The organism is Citrobacter sp. 50677481, assembly GCF_001463265.1.
GTDB classification, from domain to species: domain Bacteria; phylum Pseudomonadota; class Gammaproteobacteria; order Enterobacterales; family Enterobacteriaceae; genus Citrobacter_A; species Citrobacter_A sedlakii.
The window spans coordinates 131,658-144,583 of the sequence record NZ_LNHZ01000018.1; the positions used below are offsets into that span (position 1 = coordinate 131,658).

Annotated in this window: 13 protein-coding genes and 1 tRNA gene; 4 read left to right on the forward strand and 10 right to left on the reverse strand. The window is 55.8% G+C overall.

Annotated elements, in window-relative coordinates:
- Positions 1 to 50: 50 nt before the first annotated feature.
- Entirely contained in the window at positions 51 to 1,373 is a 1,323-nt protein-coding gene (deoA, locus tag APU02_RS05490) for a thymidine phosphorylase (RefSeq protein ID WP_060569485.1), read from the reverse strand.
- Positions 1,374 to 1,428: 55 nt separating this feature from the next.
- Positions 1,429 to 2,208 (reverse strand): deoxyribose-phosphate aldolase, encoded by a 780-nt coding sequence (gene deoC / locus APU02_RS05495; protein WP_042292223.1) that lies wholly within the window; start codon positions 2,206 to 2,208, stop codon positions 1,429 to 1,431.
- 261 nt (positions 2,209 to 2,469) lie between these two features.
- Between deoC and APU02_RS05500 the strand changes: the two genes are divergently transcribed.
- Together APU02_RS05500 and APU02_RS05505 are read left to right on the forward strand one after the other, a co-directional pair.
- On the forward strand, positions 2,470 to 4,020 hold the full coding sequence (locus tag APU02_RS05500; protein ID WP_060569486.1) for a YjjI family glycine radical enzyme: 1,551 nt from the start codon (positions 2,470 to 2,472) through the stop codon (positions 4,018 to 4,020).
- Complete coding sequence (locus APU02_RS05505) at positions 3,992 to 4,855, forward strand: YjjW family glycine radical enzyme activase (protein ID WP_060569487.1); 864 nt, start codon at positions 3,992 to 3,994, stop codon at positions 4,853 to 4,855. The genes APU02_RS05500 and APU02_RS05505 overlap by 29 nt, the downstream gene beginning before the upstream one ends.
- A 151-nt stretch (positions 4,856 to 5,006) precedes the next feature.
- Here APU02_RS05505 and APU02_RS05510 read toward each other — a convergent pair whose 3' ends face one another.
- The 8 genes from APU02_RS05510 to APU02_RS05545 form a co-directional block, all read right to left on the reverse strand.
- The gene (locus tag APU02_RS05510) at positions 5,007 to 5,783 is read right to left on the reverse strand and encodes a metal-dependent hydrolase (RefSeq protein ID WP_042292231.1); all 777 of its coding nucleotides are present in this window, start codon (positions 5,781 to 5,783) and stop codon (positions 5,007 to 5,009) included.
- Positions 5,780 to 6,853: a patatin family protein gene (locus tag APU02_RS05515; RefSeq protein WP_060569488.1), complete on the reverse strand. Its 1,074-nt coding sequence runs from the start codon at positions 6,851 to 6,853 to the stop codon at positions 5,780 to 5,782. The genes APU02_RS05510 and APU02_RS05515 overlap by 4 nt, the downstream gene beginning before the upstream one ends.
- A gap of 124 nt (positions 6,854 to 6,977) precedes the next feature.
- On the reverse strand, positions 6,978 to 7,139 hold the full coding sequence (locus APU02_RS05520; protein WP_000490275.1) for a DUF1328 family protein: 162 nt from the start codon (positions 7,137 to 7,139) through the stop codon (positions 6,978 to 6,980).
- 127 nt (positions 7,140 to 7,266) lie between these two features.
- Positions 7,267 to 7,884, reverse strand: a complete 618-nt coding sequence (osmY, locus tag APU02_RS05525; protein WP_060569489.1) for a molecular chaperone OsmY — start codon at positions 7,882 to 7,884, stop codon at positions 7,267 to 7,269.
- Positions 7,885 to 8,287: 403 nt separating this feature from the next.
- Complete coding sequence (gene prfC, locus APU02_RS05530) at positions 8,288 to 9,877, reverse strand: peptide chain release factor 3 (protein ID WP_042292237.1); 1,590 nt, start codon at positions 9,875 to 9,877, stop codon at positions 8,288 to 8,290.
- A gap of 91 nt (positions 9,878 to 9,968) precedes the next feature.
- Positions 9,969 to 10,646 (reverse strand): pyrimidine 5'-nucleotidase, encoded by a 678-nt coding sequence (gene yjjG, locus APU02_RS05535; RefSeq protein WP_042292375.1) that lies wholly within the window; start codon positions 10,644 to 10,646, stop codon positions 9,969 to 9,971.
- Positions 10,647 to 10,660: 14 nt separating this feature from the next.
- Positions 10,661 to 11,107, reverse strand: a complete 447-nt coding sequence (gene rimI, locus APU02_RS05540; protein WP_042292239.1) for a ribosomal protein S18-alanine N-acetyltransferase — start codon at positions 11,105 to 11,107, stop codon at positions 10,661 to 10,663.
- A complete protein-coding gene (locus APU02_RS05545; protein ID WP_060569490.1) occupies positions 11,076 to 11,489 on the reverse strand; it encodes a DNA polymerase III subunit psi in 414 nt (137 codons plus the stop codon). Before APU02_RS05545 ends, rimI begins: the two co-directional genes overlap by 32 nt.
- Before the next feature lie 102 nt (positions 11,490 to 11,591).
- Between APU02_RS05545 and rsmC the strand changes: the two genes are divergently transcribed.
- The gene (rsmC, locus tag APU02_RS05550) at positions 11,592 to 12,620 is read left to right on the forward strand and encodes a 16S rRNA (guanine(1207)-N(2))-methyltransferase RsmC (RefSeq protein WP_060569491.1); all 1,029 of its coding nucleotides are present in this window, start codon (positions 11,592 to 11,594) and stop codon (positions 12,618 to 12,620) included.
- Positions 12,621 to 12,838: 218 nt separating this feature from the next.
- Positions 12,839 to 12,925, forward strand: a tRNA-Leu gene (locus tag APU02_RS05555).
- The last annotated feature ends 1 nt before the right edge of the window (position 12,926 follow it).

Here is a 12,926-nt window from a genome sequence, read left to right on the forward strand (position 1 = left end):
TTGTTCTCCATACATCTGCGCTGTAAAAAAGCGATCAGATCAGTGTACCGCTATTCGGTAATACGACGATAGACCGTTGGTGTAATTTCAGGCGCGTTGTCGTCAAGGATAATTGCCGCTTTGACCGCTTTCGCCGCATCCTGCCAGCTGGTTTCATCTTTGGCATGAATCACCGCCAGCGGACGTTGGCCATCAACGCTGTCGCCCAGACGGACCATGTCGGTGAAGCCGACGCTGTAATCAATGGTGTCGGATGCCTGACGACGACCGCCGCCCATCGAGACCACCGCCATGCCGAGCGCGCGGGTATCCATCGCGCTGACGAAGCCTTCGCTATCGGCATACACCGCTTTGCTGAGCATCGCGGTTGGCAGGTATTTCGCGTAGTTTTCCACGAAGTCGGTCGGGCCTTTCTGCGCCGCCACCATGCGGCCAAAAATTTCCGCCGCTTTGCCGTTGTCCAGCACCGCCTGAAGCTTCGCGCGGGCTTCCGTATCGTCTTTGGCAAGCTTGCCGGAGATCAGCATCTCCACGCACAGCGCCATAGTCACGTCGAACAGGCGCGGGTTGCGATACTCGCCCGTCAGGAACTGCACGGCTTCACGCACTTCGACAGCGTTACCGGCGCTGGAAGCCAGCACCTGGTTCATGTCCGTCAGCAGTGCGGTGGTGCGCACGCCCGCGCCGTTGGAGACGCCAACGATCGCTTCGGCCAGCGCCTCAGAGAGTTCATAGGTTGGCATAAACGCGCCGCTGCCCACCTTCACATCCATCACCAGCGCGTCCAGACCTTCCGCCAATTTTTTGGCAAGAATCGAGGCGGTGATCAGCGGGATCGAATCTACGGTTGCGGTGATATCGCGGGTCGCGTAGAAACGCTTGTCTGCCGGCGCCAGAGAGCTGGTCTGGCCGATAATCGCCACGCCAACGTCTTTAATAATTTCGCGGAAGCGGTTGTCATCCGGGAAGATATCGAAGCCCGGAATGGCTTCCAGCTTGTCGAGCGTACCGCCGGTATGGCCCAGGCCGCGCCCGGAGATCATCGGGATGTAGCCGCCGCAGGCTGCCACCATAGGGCCAAGCATCAGCGACGTCACGTCACCCACGCCGCCGGTGGAGTGTTTATCCACAATCGGGCCGTTAAGGTTGAGGCTTTTCCAGTCCAGAACGGTTCCTGAATCTCGCATCGCCATGGTCAGCGACACGCGCTCAGGCATCGACATATCGTGGAAGAAAATGGTCATCGCCAGGGCAGCAATCTGTCCTTCAGAGACGGTGTTGTCACGAATGCCGTTGATAAAGAAGCGGATCTCTTCGTCGCTCAGGGCAAGACCATCACGTTTTTTACGAATAATTTCTTGTGCGAGAAACACGGTAACCTCCTCAAACCAGGCCGGGCTCGCTACGCGTCGCCCGGCAATTCAAATCTTAGTAGCTGCTTGCGCTCTTACCGTCGCCGTGACCCAGCGCTTTCAGCAGGCTGGCCAGCAGGCTCGACGCGCCGAAGCGGTAGTGACGGGAATCCGCCCACTCAGCGCCAAACAGCTCGTCGGCAATCGCCAGAAATTTCTGCGCGTCTTCCGCCGTACGTACGCCGCCCGCAGGTTTAAAGCCCACGGTTTTTTCGACGCCCATATCACGGATGACTTCCATCATGATGCGCGCGCTTTCCGGGGTTGCGTTGACCGGCACTTTACCGGTAGAGGTTTTAATGAAATCAGCCCCGGCTTTGATAGCGATTTCAGACGCTTTACGGATCAGCGCCTCTTCTTTCAGTTCGCCAGTTTCGATGATCACTTTCAGCAGCACGTTTGCCGCCGCGCACGCGTCTTTACAGGCTTTCACCAAATCAAAGCCGACCTGCTCATTACCGGCGATCAGCGCGCGGTACGGGAACACCACGTCAACTTCGTCTGCGCCATACGCGATCGCGGCGCGGGTTTCCGCCACGGCGATCTCAATGTCGTCGTTGCCGTGCGGGAAGTTGGTGACGGTCGCGATGCGGATCTCCGGGGTGCCCTGCTCTTTCAGGGTCTTACGCGCAATGGGAATGAAACGCGGATAGATGCAGATGGCGGCGGTATTGCCGACCGGGGTTTTCGCCTGATGACACAACGCGATCACTTTTTCATTGGTGTCGTCGTCATTCAGGGTTGTCAGATCCATCAGTTTCAGGGCACGCAGGCTGCTTGCAGTTAAATCGCTCATAACATTCTCCAACGGCATCGCCGTATCAATTCTCACCTTGCGAGTTTGTTAGTATTCTAACATCCACCCGCGATTACACTTCGATATACATCACAGTTAATGAAAACTACGTACAAATTTGCATTACTGTAATGAGATCAAATTCAAATAAATGACCTCTTCTGCCGCGATCTTCTTCGCACAGGCGCATCAGGATCAAAAGCCGCGTCAGAGCTTCTTTCTACAATGCCCGCACGCCCTTCGGCATAAAAAGGAATCACGATGACCACGAGCAACGAAACCGCGCTGCAACAGCGCTGTCAGCAAATCGTCACCAGCCCAGTGCTGAGCCCGGAGCAAAAACGGCACTTTCTGGCGCTGGAGGCCGAAAACAATTTGCCTTATCCCGCGCTGCCCGCCGGGGCGCGCCAGGCGCTGGACGACGGGGTCATTTGCGATATGTTTGAAGGCCACGCGCCGTTCAAGCCCCGCTATGTGCTCCCCGATTACGCCCGTTTTCTGCGCAATGGCTCCGCCTGGCTGGAACTGGAAGGCGCGCAGGATCTGGACGATGCGCTGTCGTTACTGACCATCCTTTATCATCATGTGCCGTCGGTAACCTCCATGCCGGTTTACCTCGGTCAGCTTGATGCGCTGTTGCAACCATATGTTAAAATTCTAACACAAGACGCGATCGATATTCGAATAAAACGTTTCTGGCGTTATCTCGACCGAACCCTGCCAGACGCGTTTATGCATGCCAATATCGGTCCTGCCGATACTCCCATTACCCGGGCGATTTTACGTGCTGACGCAGAGCTAAAGCAGGTTGCGCCAAATCTGACCTTTATCTACGATCCAGACGTCACCCCGGACAATCTGCTGTTGGCGGTGGCAGAAAACATTTGTGAATGCAGTAAGCCGCATATTTCCAATGGCCCGGTGAATGATAAAATTTTCACAAAAGGGCAGTACGGCGTGGTGAGCTGTTACAACTCGCTGCCGCTTGGAGGCGGCGGCAGCACGCTGCTGCGTCTTAACCTGAAGGCCGTGGCGGAGCGCAGCAGCTCTGTTGATGACTTCTTCACAAATGCGCTTCCTTACTATTGCCGCCAGCAAATCGCCATCATTGATGCCCGATGTGAATTCCTCTATGAAAAATCACATTTCTTTGAGAATAGCTTCCTCGTGCAGGAAGGACTGATCGATCCACAACGTTTTGTGCCCATGTTCGGTATGTACGGTCTGGCGGAAGCGGTAAACCTGCTGTGCGAAAAAGCGGGCATGCGTGCGCGCTACGGAAAAGCGGAAGCGGCTAACGAACTGGGCTATCGCATCAGCGCTCAACTGGCGGAATTTGTCGAGAATACGCCGGTAAAATATGGCTGGAAGCAGCGCGCAATGCTGCATGCACAGTCAGGGATTAGCTCTGACGTTGGCACCACGCCGGGCGCGCGTCTGCCCTATGGCGACGAGCCGGACCCGATCAGCCATCTGCAAGCCGTCGCGCCGCATCACGTCCATTATCATTCCGGGATCAGCGACATACTGACCCTGGACGAAACCATCAAACGCAATCCACAGGCGCTGGTGCAGTTGTGCCTCGGCGCGTTTAAGGCCGGGATGCGCGAATTTACCGCCAACGTCAGCGGCAACGATCTGGTCCGGGTGACTGGCTACATGGTGCGCCTGTCGGATCTGAAAAAGTATCGCGCTGAAGGTTCCCGTACCAATACCACCTGGCTGGGTGAAGAGGCCGCGCGCAATACGCGTATTCTGGAACGACAACCCCGGGTGATCGGTCATGAACAGCAGATGCGCTTCAGTCAGTAAGCTGATCCCCTTCTCCTGCGTTGACGGGCCCGGAAGTCGTCTGGCCCTGTTTTTACAGGGCTGTAATCTGCGCTGTAAAAACTGCCACAATCCATGGACGATGGGACGCTGTAACCACTGCGGCGAGTGCGTGGCGCAGTGTCCACACCAGGCGCTGAGCGTCAGCGACGGAAAAGTCATCTGGCACGCCGAGCATTGCCAGCAGTGCGACACCTGTCTGAAGATGTGTCCGCAACAGGCGACGCCGATGGCGCAGAGCATGAGCGTTGACCAGATGCTGACCCACATCCGCAAGGCCGCGCCGTTTATTGAAGGCATTACCGTTAGCGGCGGCGAAGCCACGACCCAACTGCCGTTTATCCTTGAACTGTTCACCGCGATGAAAGGCGATCCGCAACTGGCATCGCTGAGTTGCCTGGTGGACAGCAACGGGCAGCTTAGCGAAACCGGCTGGCTGAAACTGCTGCCAGTGTGTGAAGGCGTGATGCTCGACCTTAAAGCCTGGAGCAGCGAATGCCACAGGCGGCTTACCGGTCGCGATAACGCGCAGATTAAGCATAGTATCGTGTGGCTGGCAGAGCGTGGAAAGCTGGCGGAACTGCGGCTGCTGGTGATTCCGGGACGGGTGGATTATATGCAGCATGTCGATGCGCTCGCCGCGTTCATCCGACAGCTTGGCGATGTGCCGGTGAGGCTAAACGCCTTTCACGTGCACGGGACGCATGGCGAAGCCAGGACATGGGCAAGCGCAACGCCAGAGGACGTAGAGCAACTGGCCGATGCCCTGCGCGAGCGCGGCGTAGAAAAATTGCGCTTTCCTGCGTTATATCTGTGAATATGCCGGGGGCGCATGGAGAATATAGCGTGCGGCATCTGGCTCCAGGATATTCTCAACGTTGTCACATCAGCAACAGGTTGCGTTCACCCTACGGGAAGTGCTTCTCTACCTCTTCAGCACATTTGAACACTGAGCAGCGACAACGATATTACACATCAAACAACGCCGTGGTATTGCGGTACAACGCGTCAGCGATCACGTCCGCAGGTTCCGGGCGCAGTTCGCAAAGCGCATCAAACACCTTAGCCGCCTGTTCCGGGCGGTTTGGCTGGCCCTGAAAACCATTAAGCGGCATGTCCGGGGCATCGGTTTCCAGCAGTAGCGCCGTAAGCGGCAGTTGCGCTATCACGTCGCGGGTTTTGCTGGCGCGCGGATAGGTGATCGTGCCGCCGACGCCAATCCGGTAACCCAGTTGCACAAAACGCTCGGCTTGCTGAAAACTGCCGGCAAAGCCGTGGACTACGCCGGTGCGCGGCAGGTTCTGACGTTTCAGATGCATCGCCAGCTTGTCATGGGTGCGACGGGAATGGAGGATCACTGGCAGATCGTAGCGTTTTGCCAGCTTTAGCTGCGCCTCCAGGATCTGTTCCTGCCTGTCGAACCGCGGGTCGTCGCGAAACAGATCCAAGCCGATCTCTCCCACCGCCACCACTTTTGCCGGACGATCGTCCAGAACCTGCTGTAAGCGTTCCAGACCGTCATCCGCATGCTGTTCGATCACTATCGGGTGTAGCCCCAGCGCGGCGTATAGCGGTACGAAGCGTTCTGCCAGCGCCAGTACGCGGGCAAAATTGGCCGCCTCTGTCGCTGGCACAATGATCTTCTCAATACCCGCTGCGCAAGCCCGCTGCAGGCTGGCGCGCTCATCGCCGGTAAACGGCGGAAAATCAAAGTGACAATGGGTATCGATAAAACGCAAACTCACGCCAGATCCTCATCAGTAAACAGTGTGTCATTGGCCTGCGGCGCTGCTGACACCGCCGCCACATGGGTATCGTTGGCGACCGGTGCGGGAGGCACCACCACCGGGCCAGGCGTGACAATTTTCGGAAGATGCCGCAGCAAAGGCGGCTCTTCGGCCAGCATTTTACCGACCGTGGCGAGAAAATAACGGCCACATAGCCGCCCGACTTTATAATCTTCGCGCAACGCCGGAATGCGGCTGCCCAACGCCATGCTTTTTAATGGCTTCGGCGGATAAATTTCAAAAAGACGGATCCTGCCCGGCGGCTTTTCAATGAAACGCTGGATGTCGGTGTAACTTGCCTCATGATGCTGCACCAGATTCACCAGCGGCTGCAGGCTGCTCTCGCCCAGCCAGCGCTCCATGCGCTTGAACCATTGCGGCGTGTAATACATTTGCGACGGCACGGTGCGGATCACCACCACCGTTTGCGCCCCTTGTTTCACTGCTTCGCGAACCGGGATCGCATCGCTAATCCCACCGTCCAGGTAGCTGACTCCTTCCAGCGACACCCCGGTGCGATAAAAACCGGGGATTGCGCTCGACGCGCGAATGATATCCAGCCAGTTCTGCTTCGTCGGCGTGAAGTAACCGGGCGTATAGTCGTCGCCACGGCAGGCGCACATATAAAAATGTTTGCCGCTGTCGAACAGCCGGGCGGCGGTATCCATTTGCAGCGGCATCTGGCTGGCGGTCGCCTCCACCAGCCAGTCAAGATCGATAAGATTGCCTCCACGCACAAAGCGCAACGGATCAAAAAATTCTTTGCGCGTGGTGTAACGCATGATGACTTTGCGCCCATAGCCAGGCTGATTACAGAGGTAGGCTGAGAGATTTTGCGCGCCTGCGGAGGTGCCGTAGTAGAGATCGAACGGATTAAACTGCGCGCGCATAAATTCATCCAGCACGCCTGCGGTAAAGATGCCGCGCTGTCCTCCGCCTTCACACACCAGCGCCAGGCGGCCCGGCTTGAACGGTCTTAATGACAACGGCGCAATATTGCCGAGCGTGACGGGTATACGCTGCCCCACCTCTGCCTTCCTGTTATTGTTATGCTTAAGGGAGCCAAAGTAACGCAAATTGACCGCGGCGAAAACAGAAAAAGCCAGTCCACTGGACTGGCTTCGTTGCAAGTTAGCGTTACGCTTTCACGCACTAGGGTCGTTTACGGCCCATAAACAGGCTGACCAGGAACAGGATGATACCGACGACGAAAACAATTTTCGCTGCGCCTGCAGCTGTACCTGCCAGTCCACCAAATCCCAGAGCGGCGGCAATTAACGCGATAACCAGAAATATAATGCCCCAACGAAACATAAGCCTCTCCTTTACCATAGTTAATGTCGACCGCTTGTTATGAGCGCTCAGGCTACTCATTCGCGATATTTTTAGTGTGGTGCACATTACGCCTCCCGACAAATGTCAGGAGGTCGAATACGAAGAATTACTGAGCTTTCAGATCGTTCTTGACGCTTTTCACGCCATCAACGGCTTTTGCGATGCTCTCAGCGCGATCGATTTGCGCCTGCGACTCTACGGTTCCGGACAGCTGGACAACACCATCGGTGGTTTCCACTTTCACTTTTCGGGAAGGAACAATGTCATCCGCCAGCAGTTTGGCTTTGATTTCACTGGTGGTTGCCGTATCACCGGCATAGCCTTTCACTGAACTCTCTTTACCGTCGCGAACGTGCAGTTTGTCGCTCACCGAGGTCACGCCTTCCACGCCTTTCGCCACTTTCACGGCTTCTTCAGCCTGTGCCTGACTTTCGACGAAGCCGCTCAGGGTCACCACTTTCTGATCGGTTTTGACAGAAATATCGGTGCTCTTAATATTTTCATGATCCACCAGTGCCGCTTTTACTTTTGCGGTAATGGCGCTGTCATCCATGAAATTACCGACTTTATTCATAGAGCTATCGACTTTTTGCCCTGCGCTTTCGGCCCCGGCTTGCGCTTTGTCCATGGTAGAGTTTTCTGCATATGCAGAACCCGTCGCCACAGCAGACGTCAGCATTACGGCCAGCAGAGTTTTAGAAATCTTCAGTCTTGTCATAGTCATCGATCTATTCCTGTATGTTTGCTCGTAATTTGAGCTCCGGCAACACGGGGTTGCATTGCTGAATGGGGTGACAAAACATCACCCAGTCAGAAGTCAATGGCAGCGGTCACATTCACAACGTGTGAAGCAGTGCTGTCGAAGGCCCTTCCGTTTCAGTTATTAATATCGTGGCTACAATCAACATCAGCTTTAAGCACTCCACTTCACGCATTGAACGGTATTTAAAGCCAATATTTATGTCATCACTTTGTTAAATATAGATCACAATTTTGAAATCGCGCGGGGAATTGCGCAAAAAATCGGCAAACATAAGCAAAAGAGAGGGATTTAAGAACATTCCGCAAGGGACTAAAAAGGCAGGGAAAGTGGCAGAGCGCAGCATTGCCGCGCTCTGAGAGGGAGATTAGTGCTCGCGAGTCTTACGGAACTGAACATCAGGATAACGTTCCTGCGTCAGGTTGAGGTTAACCATCGTTGGCGCAATGTAGGTGAGGTTGTCACCGCCATCCAGCGCCAGTTGAACTTCATTTTTACGTTTAAACTCTTCGAACTTCTTCGCGTCAGCGCATTCCACCCAGCGAGCGGTCGCCACGTTGACGGATTCATAAATCGCTTCAACGTTGTATTCGCTCTTCAGACGCGCAACCACCACGTCAAACTGCAGCACACCGACCGCGCCGACGATCAGATCGTTGTTGGCGATAGGGCGGAACACTTGCACCGCGCCCTCTTCCGACAGCTGGACCAGCCCTTTCAACAGCTGTTTCTGCTTGAGCGGATCTTTGAGGCGGATGCGGCGGAACAGTTCCGGCGCGAAGTTCGGGATACCGGTGAACTTCATCATCTCACCCTGAGTAAAGGTGTCGCCGATCTGAATGGTGCCGTGGTTATGCAGGCCAAGAATATCCCCCGGATACGCTTCTTCAACGTGTGAACGATCGCCAGCCATGAAGGTCAGCGCATCAGAAATCACCACGTCTTTACCGATGCGCACCTGACGCATTTTCATGCCTTTCTCATATTTTCCGGAAACGACGCGCATAAACGCCACGCGGTCGCGGTGTTTCGGATCCATGTTGGCCTGAATCTTAAAGACAAAGCCAGTGAACTTCTCTTCTTTGGCTTCCACGGTGCGGGTGTCGGTTTGACGCGGCATCGGCGCTGGCGCCCACTCCACCAGACCGTCCAGCATGTGGTCAACGCCAAAGTTACCCAGCGCGGTACCAAAGAAGACCGGCGTGATTTCCCCGGCGAGGAACAGTTCTTTGTCGAATTCGTTAGACGCGCCCTGCACCAGTTCCAGTTCATCGCGCAGCTGCTGCGCCAGATCGTCCCCCACAGCGGCGTCGAGATCCGGGTTGTTCAGCCCTTTAACAATGCGCACTTCCTGAATGGTATGGCCTTTCCCTGTCTGGTACAGATACGTTTCGTCTTTATAGAGGTGATACACCCCCTTGAACAGCTTGCCGCAACCGATCGGCCAGGTGATCGGCGCACAGCCAATTTTCAGCTCGTTCTCAACTTCGTCCAGCAGTTCCATCGGGTCGCGGATGTCGCGGTCGAGCTTGTTCATAAAGGTCAGGATCGGTGTATCGCGCAGACGGGTGACCTCCATCAGCTTACGCGTGCGATCCTCGACGCCTTTCGCGGCGTCGATAACCATCAGACAGCAGTCCACCGCCGTCAACGTGCGGTAAGTATCTTCCGAGAAGTCTTCGTGCCCCGGGGTGTCCAGCAGGTTTACCAGGCAGTCGTGATACGGAAACTGCATTACTGAGGTGGTAATAGAGATACCACGCTGCTTTTCCATTTCCATCCAGTCGGATTTCGCGTGCTGGCTGGAACCACGGCCTTTAACGGTACCCGCCGTCTGGATAGCCTGTCCGAACAGCAGCACCTTCTCGGTGATGGTGGTTTTACCGGCGTCCGGGTGAGAAATAATGGCAAAAGTGCGGCGCTTGGCCACCTCCTGCAAATAAGGAGACAACGTCATAATTCATTCTTCTTGGTAAGCGCAGCGTCGCGCCGCGCATGTTGAATACGAAAAATTGCGGCTATTTTACCCATCAACGGGGGGGAGGCAATCAGTGTTTACACAGGAGTTGCTCCAGTTCGGCTAATGACGTCACGGTCCAGGTCGGTTGTATGCCTTCTGGCTGCTCGCGATGATGCGCATTCAACCAGCATGTCGCCAGCCCGGCATTGATGCCGCCGAGGATATCAGATGCCGGGGTATCGCCCACCATCAGTACCCGGGAACGGTCCGGATTACCGGCCTGCGCCAGCGCGTAATCGAAAATCTTCGGGTCCGGCTTCGCCACGCCAACTTCTTCCGAGATGACCAGCAAATCAAAATAATCGCGCAGACCGGTCCGCTCTAAACGGATCTGTTGCAGGGCGGTAAAACCGTTGGTGATGATGCCAAGCCGGGCATTGCCGCGCAGGGCATTAAGCAGCGACACAGCGCCTGGTAGCGGTGCGCAGATCTCCGCCATCGCATTTATAAAGGCGTCATTAAGCTGCCCCGGCGCCACGTTGAGCCGTTCCGCCCAGCTTTGAAACCGGGCATGCTGAAGCTGTAATGAGGTGATCGCGCCGTTTTGGTAATCCACCCACAGTGGTTTATTGACGGCCTGATAGTCCTGAAAATCCTCAGCGGTAAAGGTAATGCTATAGTCGAGAAACATCCGCTGTAAGCCGGTAAACGAGTCAAACGTAAACAGCGTCTCGTCGGCATCAAAGAAAATCCAGTCCCACTTCATCATTACACCTTCTCTTACATACTGATTGGCAGTGCCATTATGATGGCGTCCTCGCGACCGTCGGCGGTCGGGTAGTAGTTGCGGCGAATCGTTGCCTCGTTGAAGCCTAAGCTTTCATACAGTGCGATGGCGGCAACGTTGGAGGCGCGAACCTCCAGCCACAGCGTCAGGACGCCGCGTTTTTCCAGCTCATCAATGAGGTGTTCCAGCAGCGCTTTCCCTACGCCCTGACGCTGAAAGTCGGGATCGACCGCGATATTGAACAGCGTCGCTTCATCGACTACCACCTGCGTGATGGCAAATGCGGCCATGCGTCCGTCTATCGTCAACTGATAGTTGAGATAACGTTCCCCCTGATTACTGGTAAATGTCTGTTCACTCCAGGGAAACGCGTGGGCGCGCTTTTCAATCTGAAACGCCGCGGGTAAGTCACGCTGGCTGAGGGAAGAAATCGTGTTCATGTGTGCAGATTTGTCGCCATAACGCGGCGCGCGCGGGCGCGCTGGTCTGTAGTTCATTAAATGAAGGCGTTGAAATCACCGCCCCTTCCAGCGTGACGGGCGCATCGTTGCCGAGACGCCAGCAGTGGCAGCGGCTCCCCTGCGGCAGCATGACCACGCGGTCGGGCGTCAACGGTAATACCTGATCCGGCGTCAGGCGCAGCGCGCGAAGAATATCGCGCATCAGCGGTTCCGTCAGCGCGGGGAGATCGTCGCCAACCATCACCAGGCTGACGTGCCGGGGAAGCGTAATCGCAATCTCGCCCTGTAAAGCGCCAGGGCGACGCAGTGACCACTGGGTGATACCCAACTGTTGCAATTGCCAGTCTCGCCGCGATGTCATGTAAAACGCTCCTGTCTGTCAAGGGCGCAAATATAGCAAATTCATCGAAACTGCGCCAATTACGCTCTATAATCCCCGGCTGATTAACTTAAGGAGCCTTCCATGTCTGCTTTTACCCCGGCAAGTGAAGTCTTGCTGCGCCACAGTGATGATTTCGAACAAAGCCGTATTCTGTTTGCCGGAGATTTGCAGGATGACCTGCCCGCGCGTTTTGCCAGCGCCGCCAGCCGTGTGCATACCCAACAGTTTCACCACTGGCAGGTGCTAAGCGGCCAGATGGGCGACTGCGCCCGTTTTAGCCTGGTAGCCCAGGCTGAAGATGTGGCCGACAGCGATACGCTGATCTACTACTGGCCGAAAAACAAACCGGAAGCCCAGTTCCAGCTGATGAATCTGCTGTCGCTGTTACCGGTGGGCACCGATATTTTTGTCGTTGGCGAAAACCGCAGCGGCGTGCGCAGCGCTGAACAGATGCTGGCGGAATTTGCGCCGCTGAACAAAGTCGACAGCGCCCGTCGCTGCGGTCTGTATCATGGCCGTCTGGAAAAACAGCCGGTCTTTGACGCAGAAAAATACTGGGGCGAATACGCCGTTGACGGCCTGACCATCAAAACCCTGCCGGGGGTGTTTAGCCGCGATGGTCTGGATGTGGGCAGCCAGTTGCTGCTTTCCACCCTGACGCCGCATACCAAGGGTAAAGTGCTGGATGTCGGCTGTGGCGCTGGCGTGCTTTCCGTCGCGCTGGCCAGCCACTCGCCGAAGGTGCGCTTAACCCTGTGTGACGTTAGCGCACCCGCGGTTGAAGCCAGCCGCGCAACGCTTGCCGCCAACGGCATTGAGGGTGAGGTGTTTGCCAGCAACGTCTTTTCTGAAGTGAAGGGTCGGTTTGACATGATCATCTCCAACCCACCGTTCCACGACGGTATGCAGACCAGCCTGGATGCGGCGCAGGCGCTGATTCGCGGCGCAGTGCGCCACCTGAACAGCGGCGGCGAGTTGCGTATCGTCGCTAACGCCTTCCTGCCCTACCCACAGGTGCTGGACGACACCTTTGGCTTCCATGAGGTCATCGCTCAGACCGGTCGCTTTAAGGTCTACCGTACCGTTATGACCCGCCAGGCGAAGAAATAGTCTGGTCATCCCTGGCTGGATTAAGGTGTCTGCGCACCGTCCGGTATGGTTTACAGATGCCGGATAACGCGTTGTTTATCCGGCTTGCGTTCAACGCTACGGTTAGCGCCCATTTTTCCAGCAATTGAACTTGCGTGCGCAATTAACTATTGACGAAAAGCTGAAAACCACTAGAATGCGCCTCCGTGGTAGCGATTCTTTTCAAGAATCGATGGTATGCGAAGGTGGCGGAATTGGTAGACGCGCTAGCTTCAGGTGTTAGTGTCCTTACGGACGTGGGGGTTCAAGTCCCCCCCCTCGCACCAA